Below are 17,145 nucleotides of genomic sequence, written 5' to 3' on the forward strand. Positions count from 1 at the left end.
CGACAGTGTGCCACCGGGGTCTGACAAAAAACGACGTCCAACCGGTTGACCTGGGCAAACAGCGGTAAAAGCGCACCTGAACAGCCCGCGCTAGCCTGCAGAAATGACGCACCTCGAGCCGCACGACGTCAGCGGCGACCGGATGAACTGGCTGCGTGCGGGAGTCCTGGGTGCGAACGACGGCATCGTCTCCACGGCCAGCCTCGTGGTGGGTGTCGCCGGTGCGACCACGGACAGGGCGCAGATCCTGGTCGCGGGCCTGGCCGGCCTCTTCGCCGGTGCGATGTCCATGGCCAGCGGCGAGTACGTCAGCGTCAGCAGCCAGCGCGACGCCGAACGCGCCCTCATCGCGCAGGAGAAGCGCGAGCTCAGGGACATGCCCGACGAGGAGCTGAAGGAGCTCGCGGGCATCTACGAGGGCAAGGGCCTCGACGCCGACACGGCCAGGGAGGTCGCCGAGCAGCTCACCGAGCATGACGCACTGGCCGCCCACGCCGACGCCGAGCTCAACCTCGACCCCGACGCGCTCACCAACCCGTGGGGTGCCGCCATCGCCAGCTTCGTCAGCTTCACCGTCGGCGCTCTCCTCCCCCTCATCGCCATCGCGACCACACCGCCGTCACTGCGCGTCCCGATAACCGTCCTCACCGCGATAGTCGCCCTCGCGCTGACCGGATACGTCAGCGCCAAGCTCAGCAACGCACCGAAGCAGCGCGCCATCATGCGCAACGTCGTAGGCGGACTGATCGCCATGGGTGTCACGTACGCCATCGGATCACTCGTCGGCCAAAGCATCGGATGACACAAATGCGGGTACCAACACCGGCATGAGTGAAGACAGGGGCAGCTACGCGTCCACTGACAACGACGACTTCGAGGCCCTCGACGAGGACAACCTCAAGAAGGACCCGCTCGAAGAGGGCATGGACCCGCCGGAGGACTGGGCGGGGGCCGACAAGTACGGCACGACCGAGTACGAGCAGGCCCATCCCCGGCCGCTCGACGAACGTCTCAAGGAAGAGCAGCGCGAGAACGACGAGACGGGTGCATGATCGGAACATGAGCCTCGGCATCCCGGACAACATCACGGCGTTGCTGTTCGACCTGGACGGCGTGCTCACGAGCACGGCGGTCCTGCACCGCAAGGCGTGGCGGCAGACCTTCGAGGACATGGGCCAGCCGTTCAGCGAGCAGGACTACCTCTCCTACGTGGACGGCAAACCGCGCTACGACGGCGTGCGCAGCTTCCTCGCCTCGCGCGACCTGACGCCGCCGGAGGCGGAGATCCGCCGCATCGGTGACCTCAAGAACGACCTGGTGAACCGCATCATCGACGAGGAGGGCATCACGCCGTACCCCGCCTCGGTGCGCTACCTGCAGGCAGCACGGGAAGCCGGCTTCCCCATCGGTGTGGTCACGTCATCGGCCAACGCCACGCGCGTGCTGCGCGCCGGCAACCTCATGGACTACGTCGACGCGTTGGTGGACGGCAACGTCATCACGGCGGACAACCTGCGCGGCAAACCGGAACCCGACTCGTTCATCGAAGGGGCGAGAAGACTGAAGACATCACCGGAGCACGCCGCCGTCTTCGAGGACGCGCTGGCGGGCGTCGCGGCCGGGCGCAAGGGCGGGTTCGGCTTCGTCGTCGGCGTCGACCGCGGCAACCAGCGCGAGGCGCTCAAGGCAGGCGGCGCCGACCAGGTCGTCGACGAGCTCGACGAGCTGCTGTCATGAGCTACGCGATCGAACCGTGGCAGTTGCGCTGGCAGGGCCTCGCGGTCGACCAGCTGCACCGGACCGAGTCGACGTTCGCGCTCGCCAACGGCCACATCGGCTTCCGCGGCACCCTCGACGAGGGCGAGCCGCGCGGTCTGCCGGGCACCTACCTCAACGGGTTCTACGAGGAACACCCGCTGCCCTACGGCGAGAAGGGCTACGGCTACCCCGAGGCCGGGCAGACCGTCGTCAACGTCACCGACGGCAAGATCATCCGGTTGCTGGTCGAGGACGAGCCGCTGGACATGCGCTACGGCAACGCCATTGAGCACGAACGCACGCTGGACTTCCGCTCCGGCACGCTGCGCCGCCGCACGCTCTGGGAGTCGCCGACCGGCCGCCGCGTGGTCGTGCGCAGCGAACGGCTCGTGTCGTTCACCCAGCGCGCGGTCGCCGCCATCCGGTACGAGGTCGAACCGCAGGACGGCGTGCAGCTCGTCGTGCAGTCCGACCTGCTGGCCAACGAGCCGACCGCGAAGCGCACCAACGACCCGCGGGTCGCCGCCGCACTGGACTCGCCGCTGGTCAGCGACTTCGTGATGGCCGAGAAGGCCAGGGCCGTGCTGTGCCACCACACCAAGGAGTCCGGGCTGCGGATGGCCGCGGCGATGGACCACGAGGTGGACGCGGGCGGGGCAGACCTGCGCACGGACGTCCGCGCCGAGGAGGACCTGGCCCGCTTCACGGTCGCCGTGGACGTGGCGGCGGGCAACCGCCTCACGCTCACCAAGTACCTCGGCTACGGCTGGTCGGCGCAACGGTCGACGCCCTCGTTGCGCGCCCAGGTCGAGGCCGCGCTCGCCGGCGCGCTGCAGACCGGCTGGGACGGGCTGCTGCTGGAGCAGAAGGCGTTCCTGGACGACTTCTGGGAGGTCGCCGACATCGAGCTCGACGGCGACGACGAGCTGCAGCAGGCGATCCGGTTCTCGCTCTTCCACATCCTGCAGGCCGGTGCCCGCGGTGAGACCCGCGCGATCCCCGGCAAGGGCCTGACCGGTCCCGGCTACGACGGGCACGCGTTCTGGGACACCGAGACGTTCGTGCTGCCGGTGCTCACCTACACCGTGCCCGACGCGGCCCGCGACGCGCTGCGGTGGCGGCACTCCACTTTGGACGCCGCCCGCGAACGCGCGGAAGTGCTGGGGCTCAAGGGTGCCGCGTTCCCGTGGCGCTCGATCAACGGCGCCGAGTGCAGCGCGTACTGGCCGGCGGGCACGGCCGCGTTCCACGTCTCGGGCGACGTCGCCTACGCCACGCAGCAGTACCTGCACGCCACGAACGACGAGGACTTCGACCGCGAGGAGGCCACCGAGATCCTCACCGAGACCGCCAGGCTGTGGATCTCGCTCGGCCACCACGACCCGCACAACGGGTTCCGCATCGACGGCGTCACCGGCCCGGACGAGTACTCGGCGATCGTGGACAACAACATCTACACCAACCTGATCGCCCAGCAGAACCTGCGTGCCGCCGCCGACGCCGCCGAACGCCACCCGGACGTGGCCAAGGCCTCCGAGGAGGAGATCGCGGAGTGGCGCAGGGCCGCCGACAAGATGGCGGTGCCCTACGACGAGATGCTCGAGGTCCACCCGCAGGCCGACAACTTCACCAAGCACGCGGAGTGGGACTTCGAGGGCACCCCGCAGGACAGCTACCCGCTGCTGCTGAACTACCCGTACTTCGACCTGTACCGCAAGCAGGTGGTGAAGCAGGCGGACCTGGTGCTGGCGATGCACCTCCGCGGTGACGCGTTCACCGCGGAGGAGAAAGCGCGCAACTTCGCTTACTACGAGGCGATCACGGTGCGCGACTCGTCGCTGTCGGCGGGCACGCAGGCCGTGCTGGCCGCCGAGGTCGGGCACCTGGACCTGGCGTTCGACTACCTGGTCGAGGCCGCGTTCACCGACCTGCACGACCTGCACGACAACGTCCACAACGGACTGCACATGGCCTCGCTGGCCGGTGCGTGGATGGCGCTGGTCGCCGGTTTCGGCGGCATGCGCGACCACGGCGGCGAGCTCACGTTCGCACCGCGGATGCCGAGCGCGCTGAGCCGGTTCTCGTTCCGGATGTCCTTCCAGGGCACCAGGATCGGGGTCGAGGTGACGGAGTCCGAGGCGACCTACCGGATTGTGGACGGCACCGAGCTGACGACGAAGCACCACGGCGAGCCGATCACGATCACCGCGGACGCCCCGGTGACGATGCCGCTTCCGCCGGCGCCGAAGCTGGAACGACCGAAGGGCCCGTACGGCCGGGAGCCGCGCAGGGCGGCTCCCGGCCAGCCGGGCACGGACCGCTAGGAAAGCAGGGAGACCTGGTAGTGCTTGATCAGGTCTCCCTGCACCAGCACGCTCAGGTTCACCGTGATCGTCGGCCGGTCGACGAACGAGAAGTCGACCGACAAATAGCCGAGCGTCAGATCTTCGGCCAACTGCCGCGTTTCCACCACCTTGTACTCCGCTTTCAACCCCAGGGGTTGAGAATCGTAGTACGCGGCAATCGCCTCACGGCCGACACCATAGGGCTTCAAGCCCTGGAAAATCGCGTCCTCGGTGAACAGCTCCGCCACGCGCTGAGGTTCGTGCGCGTCCACGGCGGTCTTCCACCGGTCCATGACGTCCTGGACACCCATGGTCAGTGCCCCGCGCTCTGGCCGCCGTCGACGTGCAGGACCTCGCCCGTGACGAACCCGGCCTGCTCCAGGAAGAGCACCGCCTCGACCACCTCGCCGATCTCGCCGATCCGCTTGACCGGGTGCAGCGAGGCCAGCGCCTCGTGGGTCTCCGGGGTGTGCATCGGCGTGCGGATGATGCCGAGCGCGATCGTGTTGAAGCGGATGTCGCGGGTGGCGTACTCGACCGCGAGCGACTTGGTGACGGCGTTCAGACCGCCCTTGGTCAGCGACGCGAGCGCGGACGGCACCGCGGACAACGCGTGGTCGACCAGCGCCGTCGACACGTTCACCACGTGCCCGCCGTTCGCCTCCATCGCGGCCACGGCGCTGCGCGTGATGTCGAAGAACCCGCGCAGGTTCGTGCCGAGCACGGTCTCGTAGTCCTCGTCGGTGTACTCGGTGAACGGCTTGGCCACGAAGATGCCCGCGTTGTTCACGAGCGTGTCGACCCGGCCGAACCGCGCGAGCGTCTCCTCGACCACCCGCGCACCCTCACCGGGCACCGAGAGGTCGGCGCGCACGGCCAGCACTCCGGGGTCGTCGGAGGCCTCGACGGACCGCGACACGGCGACCACCGAATAGCCGAGCTCGCGATAGGCGGGCACCAATGCCGCACCGATTCCCTGCGAAGCGCCCGTGATCACTGCAACCTTGCCGGTCATTTCCTCGCCCTTCCGAAGCGTTGAGTGGAACTGACTGGCACAACAGCGGTTCCCGGCAAGCAATTTCGCGTCGGTGGGACTCGTTTTCTCCTGCGTGAGAGGCTCAGCCTACGAGCGTGCGCAGCGCTTTTCCCGGACGGGCTGGCGGCCTCCGCGGTGTGGACGACGAGCTCCTATTCCGGGTGCGTGTCGACGGAGAACTGCTGCACGTCGAGGGTTTGCCTGCCTTCATCCGCAGCACGGCAACGCGTTCGCGTGCCGAACGAGCCCAGTCCCCGTACAAGCTGGCCGAGTTCTTCTCAGTCCAGCTCCAGCACCACCTTCACGTCGCCCGGACGTGACTCGAAGGCCTCCACGTAAGACGACAGCGGCACCCGCCTGGTGATCATCGCCGAGAGCCAGGCGTCGTCCGCCCGGTCGAGCACCGCGGAGGCCTCGCGGTAGTGCCGGACGTTCGAGTTGACCGTGCCGAACACGATCCCGTTGCGCAGCACGAGATCCCGGTTCGCCTGGCCGACGTCCACCGGCACCACCTCGGTCGAGGGCACCCCGGTCAGGCACACCAGCCGCCGCCCGAGCAGCTGTGCCACCAGCTCCGGCGCGCCGGTCGCCTCGATCACCACCTCGTGGCCGGGCAGCCTCCGGTGGTAGGTGGCGCCGAGCGACTCGACGAGGTCCGGTTTCGGGCCGCTCTCGGCGAGGTCGAACACGTGCACGTCCAGCCCGCGCTGCACGCCGATCATGGCCGCCAGCAACCCGATCGGACCGGCACCGGTGACGAGCACGCTGTCGAAGTCGAAGAACGCGAAGCGCTCCAGCCGTTCCCACGCCTTCACCACCACCGACGCGGGTTCGAGCAGCACACCTGCCCGCGAGCTGACACCCACGGCGTACTGCGTCGGCACTGTCCACAAAGTAGCGCCGTAGCCGTCGATCCCGGTGATCCCGCGCTCGGTGTACTGCCCGTTGAGGCACATGTCGAACTCCCCGCGCGCGCAGGCCGCGCACGGCACCGGGTCCGGCCTGCGCACCACGCCCGCCACGAGCGAGCCGGGCGCGAAGCCGGGGCCGCTGATCACCCTGCCGAGCGACTCGTGGCCGATCACCAGTTCCCCGCCCGTCCCGAACTCGCCGCGGACGATCTCGCGGTCGGTCCCGCAGATCCCGATGGCCAGACCCTCCACCAGCAGCTCGTCCGGTCCCGGGACCGGATCGGGCAGCTCCGTCAACGCCAACGAACCCGGTCGTGCAAGATCCACCGTCAGTGCGCGCATGAGAACCATTCTTGACACATCAACACGATCGCGCCGACCATGGGAGCGCTCTCACCGCTCTGAAATCGAGCACAGTCTGTCTCAGTGAGGAGATAGTCGATGCGCAAGCTCCTGCTGCTGGCGACATCGGCCCTAGTCGGGCTGACAACGTTGTCCGCACCCGCTCAAGCAGCTCCACCGAACCTGCTCCCGCTCACCGTCCAGAACACCTCGGGCCGCGGCGACGCCGTGCACCTGTACGTGTTCGGCGAGATGGGCGGCCGGCTCGGGTACGTCAACGCGAACGGCCAGTTCACCGCCTGGTCCGGCGGCTCCATCCCACCCTCGCCCGCACCGGACGTGTCGATCCCCGGTCCTGCCAACGGGGGTAGCAGGACCCTGCAGATCCCGCTCAACCTCGCGGGCGGCCGGATCTACATGTCCTTCCGGGACAAGCTGAAGTTCTCCCTGGTGCCGGGCGGCCTGGTGCAGCCGGCGCCGTGGGCGGCGGGCGACCCGAACCGCGACATCCTGTTCGACTGGAGCGAGTTCACCTACAACGGCGGCGGGTTGTGGCTGAACAGCTCGCAGGTGGACATGTTCAGCGTCCCGCACGCGGTCGAGGCGACCTCGCAGGCCGGCGCGACCAAGCGCACCGGCGTGCTGGTGGGCAACGGCCGCAACCGGATCTTCGACCAGCACCAGCAGCTGGGCGGTGACTGGGCGCGGCTGGTCCACACCCGCTCGGACGGCACCCGGCTGCGCGTGCTCAACCCGAGCAAGGGCCTCGACGCGGGCCTGTTCTCCAGCTCGTACTACGCGGGCTACGTCAGCAGCGCCTGGTCGACGTACCAGAACACGCCGCTGACCGTCGTGCCCTACCAGAACGAGCCGAACCGCAAGTTCACCGGCCGCACCAGCGGCGGGGTGCTGCGCTTCACGAACACCGCGGGCCAGCAGGTCGCGTCGTTCGAGCAGCCCTCGACGCGGGACGTCTTCAACTGCGACGGCCGGCTCGCCGCGCCGAACAACGACGTCGGCGCGATCTCCCGGTCGCTGTGCGCGGCGCTCAACCGGTCCACGCTCGGGTACCTGCACACCCAGCCGACCTACAACGCGAGTGAGTTCTACACCCGGCCGACCGCGAACCACTTCTCCCGGATCGTGCACCAGAACATGGTGGACGGGAAGGCCTACGGGTTCGCCTTCGACGACGTCGGCGCGTTCGAGTCGCTTGTTCACGAACCGAACCCGCGTTCGGCGAAAATCACCCTGACAGCATTCTAGTCCAAAGCGTTCTTGCTTTTGATCGACTTTCACTCCACTGTGTGAGGCGCCGTCGCCGCGGCTCTCACACAGTGGAGTCGTTGTGTGCGTTCGGGTCCTGTTGGTCGAAGACGACCAGCGAATCCGCCAGGCCTTGAGCCTTGCTTTGACAGACGAGGGATTCACCGTTGACGAGGCCGGTGCGGGTGAGGTGGCGTTGCGGCGCCTGGAATCCGAGCCGTTCGACGTCGTGCTGGTCGACCTCACCCTTCCCGGCGTGGACGGGCTGGAGGTCGTGCGGACCCTCCGGGCACGTGGTGACCTGCCCATCATCGTGGTCACCGCGCGGACGGACGCCCGTGACGTGATCGCCGGACTGGAGGCGGGAGCGGACGACTACGTCACGAAACCGTTGATGGCGAGCGTTCTCGCGGCCCGCATTCGCGCGTTGTTGCGCCGCCGCGGACCGGGCCGTGACGCCGTTCGGGTGGGTGATCTGGAAATCCGTCCGCAGGAAGGCCTCGTGCACCGTGCGGGGGAACGCGTTCACCTCACCAGAACGGAATTCCGGCTGCTGCTGGAACTCGCTGGTGCGGCCGGTCGAATCGTCACCAGGGAACAGCTGCTGCAGAAGGTTTGGGGATATGACTACTTCGGTGACACCCGCCTGCTCGACGTGCACATAAGACGGCTGCGGCGCAAGATCGAGGCGAACCCGGACGACCCGGCGCTGGTGCTCACCGTGCGCGGCACCGGCTACCGGATCCGTTCGTGAGGCTCACGCTGCGGTGGCGGGTGACGCTGGCGTTCGGTTTCGGGCTGCTCGTCGTCACGAGCGTGCTCGCCTTCGCCACCTGGAACATCGCCTCGGGCTACATGCTGCGCCAGCGCGAGGCGAGCGCGACCAGGCAGGCCGAGGTCAACGTGCGGCTGGTCGAGCGGTCGCTGTCCTCCGCCGGCATCGACGAGCTGCTCACCGGTCTCACCACCGGCCCCGACTCGTCGATCCTGGTGCTCATGCCGGACGGCCTGGTGGCGGCCGGCCGGCCCGTCGACCCCGCCCTGCTGCCGATCACGCTGGTGCGGCACCCGCCGGGCGAGCAGGTGATCACCCTGAACGGCCAGCCGACGCTCGCCGTCTCCCGCCCGGTCGCGGGCAACGCCGTGTACGTGGAGCTGTTCGGGCTGCAGCAGCTGGGCCGCACGTCCGGGTTCCTCAGCTGGCTGCTGATCGGCGGGACGATCGTCTCGGCACTCATCGGCGCCGCGCTGGGGTCGTGGGCGTCGAAACGGGCGCTGCGACCGCTGGCGGAGCTGAGCTCGGCGGCGGGGCGGATCGCCGGCGGTGACCTCGGCGCCCGGCTGCCCGACCAGGACGACCCGGATCTCGCGGCACTCGCGGCGAAGTTCAACTCCACGGCCAACGCGCTGGAGCAACGGGCGTTGCGCGACGCCCGGTTCGCCTCCGACGTGTCGCACGAGCTGCGGTCGCCGTTGACGACGATGGTGAACGCGGGCGCGGTGCTGCGGCGGCGGCGCGAGCACCTGCCGGGGACGGCGGGCACGGCGCTGGAGCTCCTCACCTCGGAGGTCGACCGGTTCGCCAGGATGGTGGTGGACCTGCTGGAGATCTCGCGGGCGGACCAGACCGACGACTCGCAGGCGGAGGAGATCGCGCTCGACGCGTTGGTGCGCAACGTGGTCGCGACACGCGCGGAGGTGCCGCTGGAGCTCGCGCCCGCGGTCGTGCTGGGCGACCGGCGGCGGCTCGACCGGGTGCTGACCAACCTGCTGGACAACGCGGACCGGCACGCGGGCGGAGCGGTGCTGGTGGCGGTGCGGCCGGTGGGCGGCCTCGTCCGGCTCGAGGTGGAGGACGCGGGGCCGGGCGTGCCGGAGTCGTTGCGGGAGCAGATCTTCGAACGGTTCGCGCGCGGTGTGATGGCGGGCAGCAGGGGTGCCGACACGGGCAGCGGGCTGGGGCTCGCACTGGTCCGCGAGCACGTGCGCCGGCTGGGCGGCCGGGTGTGGGTGGAGGACCGCGCGCCGGCCGGTGCGCGGTTCGTGGTGGAGCTGGTCCTGCGGTGTTCTGACGGCTAGCGGTTCGTCACCCAGGACTGCACGACCGCGACTCCCCACCGGGGTCGCGGTCGTGCAGTCCTGGTCTGGGCATCGGTGGCCCTACACGAGGTCGCGACGCACCTTCAACAGCGTCGCCGCGCCCACGAAGAACACGACGTACCCGATGAGGAACAACGCCGCCGTCGTCCCGCTGAGGTCGGTCAACACGCCGGGAGCACCGCTGCCACCGACGGCTCCGGCGAGGTTGCCGGCCGAGCCACCGGGCAGCACCTCGGTCAGGTCCCCGACCGGGCCGAGCAGCGACCCGACGCCGCGCAGCAGGTTCTCGGTGACGATCGCCCACATCAGGCCGAGCCCGACGGCCAGCGCGGGGCCCTTGGTGACCACGCCGAGGAACACCCCGAAGCCGGTCCACATCGCGGCGATCAGCAGTGACGCGCCCAGTGCCTCCAGCGCCGCGGTGCCGGGCAGGCTCCAGTCCCAGCCCTCCAGCGACGCCACGGTGATCGCCGCGCCGAGGTCGACGACGAACGTCAGCGCCACCAGGACGACCACGACGACCCCGAGTGCGCCCAGGGTTCCCGCCATCGCGGACACCCGGCGCGGGCCGGCGGTCAGCGTGGTCTTCCAGGTGCCCCAGCCGTAGCCGGAGCCGACCGCGAGCGCCGCCAGCACGAGGATGATCGCGCCGCCGAACATCGGCAGGCCGCGCACGACGGCCGCGCCGACGTTCTCCGGCTGCATGGCGCTGATGAGCTGCTGCTGAGTGAGGTCGCGGGTGGTGGAGCCGCCGTTGAGGGCGAGGTAGTTGAACACGTAGCCGAACGTCAGCGTCAGCACCAGCCAGATGCCGATCAGCACCCACGTGGCCGGCCACTTCCACAGTCGCAGCAGCTCTGCTTTGACGCTGCCCATCACGCCGCTCCCGTCATCTCGAAGAAGACCTCTTCCAACGTCCGGCGCAGCGGCCGGACCTCCTGCACGTCCACGTCGGCGTGCACGAGCGTGCGGACGAGCGCACCCGCGTCCGTGTCGCGCACGTGCAGCACGTCGTCCTTCAGCACGCTGCCCTCGATGAGGACGTGCGCCTTCTCGATCGGGTCTGCCTTGATCAGCAGCACGCTGTCGCCGCGCAGCTGCTCGACGGTGCTCTCCGCGACCAGCTTGCCGTTCGCGATCACGCCGACCCGGTCGCAGATCTCCTCGACCTCGCCGAGCAGGTGGCTCGACAGCAGCACGGTCTGGCCCTGCGCGGACAACGCGCGCACCAGGTCGCGCATGTCGGCCATGCCGGCCGGGTCCAGGCCGTTGGTGGGTTCGTCGAGGATCAGCAGCTCGGGCTCGCCGAGCAGGGCGGCGGCGACGCCGAGCCGTTGCTTCATGCCGAGCGAGTAGCGGCGGAACTTCTCGTTCGCGGCGCCCACGAGGTCTACCTGTTCGAGCGCGGCCTCGACGTGCGCCTTCGCCACGCCCCGGCGTGCCGCGTGCACCCGCAGGTTGTCGCGGCCGGACAGGTACGGGTAGAAACCGGGCCCCTCGATCAGCGACCCCACCTTCAGCAACGCCGTCGGGCTGCCCGGTGCCTGCCCGAGCACGGTCGCCGTGCCGCTCGTGGGCTTCACCAGCCCCAGCAGCATGCGGATCGTGGTCGTCTTGCCCGCGCCGTTGGGACCGAGGAACCCGTAGACCTCGCCCCGCCGCACGGACAGACTGACCTCGTCCACCACGGCGCGGTCGCCGTAGCGCTTCGTCAGCTTCTCCGTCGTCACGATCATGGGACCAAGCCTGGGCCTCGGGACCGCCGCGGTCGTCCGCTCCGGAGCGGCATGAAGATACGCACATCTGCGTACGTCCCCGGTCGTATCGTCGGCGGCATGCGGATCACATGGCGGGACATCGCGCTGACCGTGGCGCTGTTGTTCTTCGGGCTGGGCGGCACGCGGTTCGCCGCACGCCTGCAGGGCGCGGAGTCGCTCGACGTCCTCGGCTACCTGCTCATCACGGTCGCCGCCAGCGGTCTGCTGTTCCGCTCGGTCCGTCCGCTGTGGACGGTCGGGATCACGACGGTGGCCATCGTGGCGTACCTGGCACAGGGTTATCCGTTCGGGCCGGTGCTGCTCAGCGGTGTCGCGGCGATGTACGCCGTGGCGGTGTACGCGCGCATCGAGCTGGCCGCGGCGTCCACCCTGGTGTATGCGCTCGCCATCCTGCCGTGGTGGGGCGACTCGGTGACGTCCTGGATCACCTGGTCGGCGGGGTGGATCCTGCTGCCCGCCGCGGCCGGCGTGCTGGTGAAGCTGCGCCGCAAGTCCGTTGTGGACGTTCGCGAACGGGCCGTGATCTCCGAACGGCTGCACCTCGCCCAGGAGGTCCACGACGTCGTCGGCCACGGCCTGTCGGTGATCGCCATGCAGGCCGGGGTCGCGTTGTACGTGCTGGACAAGGACCCGGCGAAGGCCCGCGCGTCGCTGGAGGCGATCAGGGACACCTCGAAGGAGGCGCTGGAGGGGCTGCGGTCCGAACTGGACACGCTGCGCGGCTCGGCACCGCTGCGACCGACGATCTCACTCGCGGACCTGCCCGCGCTCGCGTCCCGGATGGGCGAGGCGGGCCTGGAGGTGTCGGTGGAGGTCGACGGGGTGTCGGCGCCGGACAACCACCAGCTCGCCGCGTACCGGATCGTGCAGGAGTCGCTGACGAACGTGCTGCGCCACGCCTCCGGCGGCGTCACGGTCGCGGTGAAGGTCTACGAGGTGCGCGGCGAGCTGGTCGTCGAGGTCCGGGACACCGGGACGCCGGGGCCGTTCGAGGAGGGCCACGGCATCAGCGGCATGCGATCGCGGGCCGAGGCGCTCGGCGGCACGCTCGACGTGCGCACGACGCACGGCTTCACGGTGGTCGCCCGGATACCGTTGCCGTCATGATTCGCGTGGTGGTGGCGGACGACCAGGCCCTGGTGCGGATGGGGCTGCGGACGTTGATCGAGACCGAGAAGGGCGTCGTGTTCGCCGGTGAGGCCGCCGACGGCCGCGAGGCACTGAGGCTGATCCAGTCGGTCAAGCCGGACGTGGTGTTCCTCGACATCAGGATGCCGCTGATGGACGGCCTGGAGGTGCTGCGCCGGGTGTCCGCCGATCCCGCGCTGGCCGAGGTGAAGATCGTCGTGCTGACGACGTTCGACCTGGACGAGTACGTGTTCGAGGCGCTGCGCACGGGCGCGTCCGGGTTCCTGGTGAAGGACTCCGACCCCGCAGACCTGCTGCGCGCCGTGCACGTGGTCGCCGACGGCGGCTCGCTGCTGTCGCCGTCGGTCACGCGCCGGGTGATCGACCGGTTCGCCTCGGGTGCGTCCGCGCGACCGGTGCCGCACCTGGACAAGCTGACCGAACGCGAGCGGGAGATCATGCGGCACGTCGCGTCCGGGGCGTCCAACGACGAGATCGCGGCGACGCTGGTGATCTCGCCCGCGACGGTGCGCACGCACGTGTCGCGGGCGATGGTGAAGCTGGGGGCCCGTGACCGGGCCCAGCTCGTCGTGTTCGCGGTGCAGTCCGGTCTGACCTGACCGGAAGAAGTCCTAGACCGCCGGGGGCCGGTCCTCGTACGGGGTGGACAGCACGACCGTCGTCCGCGTCGACACGTTCGCCGACTCGCGGATCTTCTGCAGCAGCTCCTCCAGCGCCACCGGCGAGGCCACCCGGACGCGCAGGACGTACGAGGCGTCCCCCGCGACCGAGTAGCAGGCCTCGATCTCCGGCAGGTGCTCCAGCCGCTTCGGGTAGTCGTCCGGCTCGGAGGGGTTGATCGGGAAGAGCGAGATGAACGCCGACATCGGCAGCCCGACCTCCGCGCCGTCCAGCCGGGCCGCGTAGCCCTTCACGATGCCGCGCTGCTCCAGCCGTTTGACCCGCTGGTGCACCGCGGACACGCTGAGGCCGACCCGTTCGGCGAGGTCGGTGAAGCTGCAGCGGCCGTCGGCCGCGAGCTCCTTCAGGATCGCTCTGTCGATCTGCTCGAGGGTCAAAGCACCACCAGTTCGTGAGGTCGGTTGTTGAAGGACTCCACGCCGTCCTCCGTCGCGACGACGATGTCCTCGATGCGCGCGCCCCAGCGGCCGGGCAGGTAGACGCCGGGCTCGACGCTGAACGCCATGCCCGCTTCGAGGGGCAGCGCGTTGCCGCTGACGATGTAAGGCTCCTCGTGCACGTCCAGGCCGATGCCGTGGCCGGTGCGGTGCACGAAGTACTCGCCGAAGCCCGCGTCGGTGATGACCTCGCGGGCCACCTCGTCGATCTGCTCGCAGGTCACGCCCGGCTTGACCGCCTCGACGGCGGCCTGCTGCGCTGCCTGCAGGACGGCGTAGGTGTCCCACACGTCGTCGTGCTTCGGCTCACCCATGACGTACGTGCGGGTGGAGTCGGAGTTGTAGCCCTCGGCGACCGGGCCGCCGATGTCGATGACCACGACCTCGCCCGCCTCGACCACGCGCTCGGAGTCGCGGTGGTGCGGCGACGCGCCGTTGGGGCCGGAGCCGACGATCACGAAGTCCGCGACCGTGTGCCCCTCCTCCACGATCGCGGCGGCGATGTCCTTGGCGATGTCGCGCTCGGTGCGGCCGACGCGCAGGAACTCGCCCATGCGGGCGTGCACCCGGTCGATCGCCTGGCCGGCCTTGCGCAGCGCGGCGATCTCACTCGCGTCCTTGCGCATGCGCAGCTCGCGGATGATCGGCCCGGCGAGCGACTGCGGCCCGCCGACGGCGTTGCCGAGCTTGATGGTGTGCAGGGCGGACATCATGTCCGCAACCGCCGTGCGGTTGCCCTTGATGGCGGCCTTGACCAGCGCGTACGGGTCCTCGCCGTCGACCCAGGTGACGACCTCGACGCCGAGCTCGTCGGTCGGGATGCCCGCGTAACCGGGCTGCTCCAGCTTCGGCACCACGAGCGTGGGCGTGCCCACGACCGGCAGCGCGAGGCAGGTGAGCCGCTCGAACGAGTCGCCACCGGCACCGATCAGGTACCGCAGGTCCGAGCCGGGCGAGATGAGCAGCGCGTCGACGCCCGCCCGCTCAGCGGCTGCGGAGGCGCGGTCAAGCCGCGCACGCAGCGCGGACACGTCGATGGGCCCGGTGATCGTTGCCATGGGCCGAAGCCTAGTAGCTTGTCCGGTTGTGAGCTCTCCCCTGGTGCTGCTCGACTCCGCGAGCCTCTACTTCCGGTCGTTCTACGCGCTGCCGGACTCGATGACCGCGCCCGACGGCACGCCGGTGAACGCCGTGCGCGGGTTCGTCGACACGATCGCCCGCGTCATCACCGACCGCGGCGCCGGCCGCCTGGTGGCCTGCCTGGACGCCGACTGGCGCCCCGAGTTCCGGGTGAACGCGCTGCCGTCCTACAAGGCCCACCGCGTCGCCGAGGACGCCCAGGACGGCTCCGAGGAGGTGCCGGACATCCTCACGCCGCAGATCCCGATCATCCTCGACGTGCTCGACGCGGCCGGCATCTGCACCGGTGAGGCGGCGGGCTACGAGGCCGACGACGTGATCGGCGCCCTGGCCCACCACGAGAAGACCTCGCCGGTCGAGGTCGTCACGGGCGACCGCGACATGTTCCAGGTCGTCCGCTTCGAACCGACCCCCGTGCACGTCCTGTACGTGGGGCGCGGCTGGAACAAGGTCGAGGTCCTGGGTCCCTCCGAGCTGGCCGCGAAGTACTCGCTGCCGGTCGAGAACGCCGGCTCCGCCTACGCCGACATGGCCGTGCTGCGCGGCGACCCCTCCGACGGCCTGCCGGGCGTGGCGGGCATCGGTGAGAAGACCGCCGCGAAGCTCATCACCGAGTTCGGCTCGCTCGACGCGGTCCTGAAGGCCGTCGCCGACCCGATGGACCGCAAGCTCACCACCAAGGCCCGCAACTCCCTCATCGCCGCCGAGGAGTACCTGGCGGCGGCGCCGGTGGTCGTGCGCACGGCCGTGGACGCGCCGGTGGTGCTGGACCGGTCCGACGACGTACCGCGGGTCCCGGCCGACCCGGAGCGCCTCCGCGACCTCACCGATCGCTGGGGCCTCGGCTCATCCGTCCCCCGCCTCGTCAACGCCATGGAACGTCGCCCCTAACCCCCTGCTTCCCCTGTCGCACGCGGGGAGCTTTCGTACTGTCATGCAGTACGAAAGCTCCCGCGTGCGATTAGATGTGGCTGGCGGGGCGCTTGTGGGTGAAAGGCGGCTAGAAGAACGTGCCGCAGTACGGGGCCCGCGCGCTGGCGAACAGGGCGTCGGCGGCGTCCAGCCGGTTGCCGGTGAGCCAGCCCGTGGCCGCGAGCTGAGAGAACGTCGTGTCCCCGAAGTAGCACGCGCCCAGCAGGTCGACCGGCACCGTGAGATCGGCAGCGTCATCGGTGCGTTCCACACCATCGGGCGTCACCCGGTAGCGGCCGTCGTTGGCCGGCAGCAGCTTGTCGCGGACCTCGATGACCACCGGGTCGGCGTGGCCGTACGTGCGGGCGGCGAGCATGCGGGGCACGTCCACCAGCCGCAGCCAGATCTCGTCGAAGACGTCCTTGGTGTAGACGACGCGCGGGTCCTCGAACAGCCACGTGACCGGCTCGTCGAGCGGCACCTCGCACTCGATGTGGTCGACCAGGTCCAGGCGCGACGCATAGAGCCACAGGTCGCGCCACGCCTCGGGGGTGGCCGCCACGAGGTCGTGGATGGACAGCCGGTGCTTGAACTCGCCCTCGGTCTTCACCACGTAGGTCAGGAAACCGTCGTCGCCGTCGGGTCCGGTGTGGACGACGGTGACCGAGTTCTCCGCGTCGCTCTTGCGGTCGCGGGCGCGGGCCCACCAGCCGGCCCAGCGGCCGATGTGGCCGGGGCGGGTGAGGCCGATGGCGTTGTGCAGCTCGGGCAGCAGCTTGTCGGCGGTGTCCTGGTCGAGCATCCGCACCCGGCCGGTCATGTCGCCGGGGACCACGGCTTTCCGCGCGTCGATCTCGACGAGGCGGACGCGCCCGGCCAGGCCGTAGCCGAACCGGCCGTAGATGCGTCCCTCGGAGGCGCGCAGGGTCGCGACGGGATCGGGCAGCGTGGAGAGTTGCTCGCGCATCAACGCCGTCAGCACGCCACGGCGCGTGTAGTCGGCACGGACGCCCACGCGTGACACGGCAGCATGCGGGACCACGGTGCCGCCGGGCACCACGAGAGAGGAGCCGAACGTCTGCGTGGTGCCGACCATCTCGTCGCCGTCGAACGCGGCGTGGACGCGGCCGGGCTCGTAGGACGGCTTCGTGACCTCCCACTGCTCGTCGGTGGGAGGACCCCAGTGCATGGCGCGGCGGAACACGCCGTTGTGGGTGCGGAACTGCGCTTCGTCGGTGAGCACACGGATCTCGGTCACGCCCGCGATCGTGTCCCAAGCACGACCGCGGG

18 protein-coding genes are annotated in these 17,145 nt (G+C 69.9%); 10 read left to right on the top strand and 8 right to left on the bottom strand.

What is annotated here, in order from left to right:
• Positions 1 to 103: 103 nt before the first annotated feature.
• Genes BBK82_RS45020 through BBK82_RS45035 form a run of 4 tightly spaced genes read left to right on the top strand, consistent with a single transcriptional unit; the run spans position 104 to position 4,082 of the window.
• Positions 104 to 802: a VIT1/CCC1 transporter family protein gene (locus BBK82_RS45020; protein ID WP_065920371.1), complete on the top strand. Its 699-nt coding sequence runs from the start codon at positions 104 to 106 to the stop codon at positions 800 to 802.
• A 25-nt stretch (positions 803 to 827) separates the two neighbouring features.
• Complete coding sequence (locus tag BBK82_RS45025) at positions 828 to 1,052, top strand: hypothetical protein (RefSeq protein ID WP_065920372.1); 225 nt, start codon at positions 828 to 830, stop codon at positions 1,050 to 1,052.
• A gap of 7 nt (positions 1,053 to 1,059) precedes the next feature.
• The gene (locus BBK82_RS45030; protein WP_065920373.1) at positions 1,060 to 1,737 is read left to right on the top strand and encodes an HAD family hydrolase; all 678 of its coding nucleotides are present in this window, start codon (positions 1,060 to 1,062) and stop codon (positions 1,735 to 1,737) included.
• The gene (locus BBK82_RS45035) at positions 1,734 to 4,082 is read left to right on the top strand and encodes a glycoside hydrolase family 65 protein (RefSeq protein WP_065920374.1); all 2,349 of its coding nucleotides are present in this window, start codon (positions 1,734 to 1,736) and stop codon (positions 4,080 to 4,082) included. The genes BBK82_RS45030 and BBK82_RS45035 overlap by 4 nt, the downstream gene beginning before the upstream one ends.
• Here BBK82_RS45035 and BBK82_RS45040 read toward each other — a convergent pair.
• From BBK82_RS45040 to BBK82_RS45050, 3 genes are all read right to left on the bottom strand, one after another.
• Positions 4,079 to 4,414 carry an SgcJ/EcaC family oxidoreductase gene (locus tag BBK82_RS45040; RefSeq protein ID WP_065920375.1) on the bottom strand — a complete coding sequence of 112 codons (336 nt, stop codon included), beginning with the start codon at positions 4,412 to 4,414 and terminating at the stop codon, positions 4,079 to 4,081. The genes BBK82_RS45035 and BBK82_RS45040 overlap by 4 nt on opposite strands.
• A gap of 2 nt (positions 4,415 to 4,416) precedes the next feature.
• On the bottom strand, positions 4,417 to 5,118 hold the full coding sequence (locus tag BBK82_RS45045) for an SDR family NAD(P)-dependent oxidoreductase (RefSeq protein ID WP_065920376.1): 702 nt from the start codon (positions 5,116 to 5,118) through the stop codon (positions 4,417 to 4,419).
• A gap of 299 nt (positions 5,119 to 5,417) precedes the next feature.
• Positions 5,418 to 6,392, bottom strand: a complete 975-nt coding sequence (locus BBK82_RS45050; protein WP_065921878.1) for an alcohol dehydrogenase catalytic domain-containing protein — start codon at positions 6,390 to 6,392, stop codon at positions 5,418 to 5,420.
• Positions 6,393 to 6,491: 99 nt separating this feature from the next.
• Between BBK82_RS45050 and BBK82_RS45055 the strand changes: the two genes are divergently transcribed.
• From BBK82_RS45055 to BBK82_RS45065, 3 genes are all read left to right on the top strand, one after another.
• Positions 6,492 to 7,658 (top strand): beta-1,3-glucanase family protein, encoded by a 1,167-nt coding sequence (locus tag BBK82_RS45055; RefSeq protein WP_065920377.1) that lies wholly within the window; start codon positions 6,492 to 6,494, stop codon positions 7,656 to 7,658.
• Positions 7,659 to 7,740: 82 nt separating this feature from the next.
• Complete coding sequence (locus BBK82_RS45060; RefSeq protein WP_065920378.1) at positions 7,741 to 8,412, top strand: response regulator transcription factor; 672 nt, start codon at positions 7,741 to 7,743, stop codon at positions 8,410 to 8,412.
• Positions 8,409 to 9,737 (top strand): HAMP domain-containing sensor histidine kinase, encoded by a 1,329-nt coding sequence (locus BBK82_RS45065; protein WP_065920379.1) that lies wholly within the window; start codon positions 8,409 to 8,411, stop codon positions 9,735 to 9,737. Before BBK82_RS45060 ends, BBK82_RS45065 begins: the two co-directional genes overlap by 4 nt.
• 81 nt (positions 9,738 to 9,818) lie before the next feature.
• Here BBK82_RS45065 and BBK82_RS45070 read toward each other — a convergent pair whose 3' ends face one another.
• The gene (locus BBK82_RS45070) at positions 9,819 to 10,634 is read right to left on the bottom strand and encodes an ABC transporter permease (RefSeq protein ID WP_065920380.1); all 816 of its coding nucleotides are present in this window, start codon (positions 10,632 to 10,634) and stop codon (positions 9,819 to 9,821) included.
• Positions 10,634 to 11,494: an ABC transporter ATP-binding protein gene (locus tag BBK82_RS45075; protein ID WP_065920381.1), complete on the bottom strand. Its 861-nt coding sequence runs from the start codon at positions 11,492 to 11,494 to the stop codon at positions 10,634 to 10,636. The genes BBK82_RS45070 and BBK82_RS45075 overlap by 1 nt, the downstream gene beginning before the upstream one ends.
• A 99-nt stretch (positions 11,495 to 11,593) precedes the next feature.
• Here BBK82_RS45075 and BBK82_RS45080 point away from each other — a divergent pair, with 99 nt between their 5' ends.
• Entirely contained in the window at positions 11,594 to 12,643 is a 1,050-nt protein-coding gene (locus BBK82_RS45080; protein WP_065920382.1) for a sensor histidine kinase, read from the top strand.
• Positions 12,640 to 13,284, top strand: coding sequence for a response regulator (locus BBK82_RS45085; RefSeq protein ID WP_065920383.1), 645 nt, complete (start codon positions 12,640 to 12,642; stop codon positions 13,282 to 13,284). The genes BBK82_RS45080 and BBK82_RS45085 overlap by 4 nt, the downstream gene beginning before the upstream one ends.
• A gap of 12 nt (positions 13,285 to 13,296) precedes the next feature.
• On the opposite strand, the gene BBK82_RS45090 is transcribed toward BBK82_RS45085, so the two are convergent.
• Together BBK82_RS45090 and BBK82_RS45095 are read right to left on the bottom strand one after the other, a co-directional pair.
• Positions 13,297 to 13,743 (bottom strand): Lrp/AsnC family transcriptional regulator, encoded by a 447-nt coding sequence (locus tag BBK82_RS45090; RefSeq protein WP_065920384.1) that lies wholly within the window; start codon positions 13,741 to 13,743, stop codon positions 13,297 to 13,299.
• A complete protein-coding gene (locus BBK82_RS45095; protein ID WP_065920385.1) occupies positions 13,740 to 14,861 on the bottom strand; it encodes a M24 family metallopeptidase in 1,122 nt (373 codons plus the stop codon). Before BBK82_RS45095 ends, BBK82_RS45090 begins: the two co-directional genes overlap by 4 nt.
• Positions 14,862 to 14,889: 28 nt before the next feature.
• On the opposite strand from BBK82_RS45095, the gene BBK82_RS45100 reads away from it, so the two are divergent.
• Positions 14,890 to 15,834 (top strand): 5'-3' exonuclease, encoded by a 945-nt coding sequence (locus tag BBK82_RS45100; RefSeq protein WP_065920386.1) that lies wholly within the window; start codon positions 14,890 to 14,892, stop codon positions 15,832 to 15,834.
• Positions 15,835 to 15,943: 109 nt separating this feature from the next.
• On the opposite strand, the gene BBK82_RS45105 is transcribed toward BBK82_RS45100, so the two are convergent.
• Positions 15,944 to 17,113, bottom strand: a complete 1,170-nt coding sequence (locus BBK82_RS45105; protein WP_065920387.1) for a GNAT family N-acetyltransferase — start codon at positions 17,111 to 17,113, stop codon at positions 15,944 to 15,946.
• Positions 17,114 to 17,145: the final 32 nt, after the last annotated feature.

The organism is Lentzea guizhouensis (assembly GCF_001701025.1).
In the GTDB taxonomy this organism is placed as follows: Bacteria; Actinomycetota; Actinomycetes; order Mycobacteriales; family Pseudonocardiaceae; genus Lentzea; species Lentzea guizhouensis.

What these genes read in the sequence shown, in the direction of transcription:
- BBK82_RS45050 (WP_065921878.1), bottom strand. Translation starts at nt 6,392, where the DNA reads ATGCGCGCACTGACGGTGGATCTTGCACGACCGGGTTCGTTGGCGTTG.
- BBK82_RS45070 (WP_065920380.1), bottom strand. Translation starts at nt 10,634, where the DNA reads ATGGGCAGCGTCAAAGCAGAGCTGCTGCGACTGTGGAAGTGGCCGGCC.
- BBK82_RS45035 (WP_065920374.1), top strand. Translation starts at nt 1,734, where the DNA reads ATGAGCTACGCGATCGAACCGTGGCAGTTGCGCTGGCAGGGCCTCGCG.
- BBK82_RS45040 (WP_065920375.1), bottom strand. Translation starts at nt 4,414, where the DNA reads ATGGGTGTCCAGGACGTCATGGACCGGTGGAAGACCGCCGTGGACGCG.
- BBK82_RS45075 (WP_065920381.1), bottom strand. Translation starts at nt 11,494, where the DNA reads ATGATCGTGACGACGGAGAAGCTGACGAAGCGCTACGGCGACCGCGCC.
- BBK82_RS45095 (WP_065920385.1), bottom strand. Translation starts at nt 14,861, where the DNA reads ATGGCAACGATCACCGGGCCCATCGACGTGTCCGCGCTGCGTGCGCGG.
- BBK82_RS45085 (WP_065920383.1), top strand. Translation starts at nt 12,640, where the DNA reads ATGATTCGCGTGGTGGTGGCGGACGACCAGGCCCTGGTGCGGATGGGG.
- BBK82_RS45055 (WP_065920377.1), top strand. Translation starts at nt 6,492, where the DNA reads ATGCGCAAGCTCCTGCTGCTGGCGACATCGGCCCTAGTCGGGCTGACA.
- BBK82_RS45025 (WP_065920372.1), top strand. Translation starts at nt 828, where the DNA reads ATGAGTGAAGACAGGGGCAGCTACGCGTCCACTGACAACGACGACTTC.
- BBK82_RS45030 (WP_065920373.1), top strand. Translation starts at nt 1,060, where the DNA reads ATGAGCCTCGGCATCCCGGACAACATCACGGCGTTGCTGTTCGACCTG.
- BBK82_RS45080 (WP_065920382.1), top strand. Translation starts at nt 11,594, where the DNA reads ATGCGGATCACATGGCGGGACATCGCGCTGACCGTGGCGCTGTTGTTC.
- BBK82_RS45045 (WP_065920376.1), bottom strand. Translation starts at nt 5,118, where the DNA reads ATGACCGGCAAGGTTGCAGTGATCACGGGCGCTTCGCAGGGAATCGGT.
- BBK82_RS45020 (WP_065920371.1), top strand. Translation starts at nt 104, where the DNA reads ATGACGCACCTCGAGCCGCACGACGTCAGCGGCGACCGGATGAACTGG.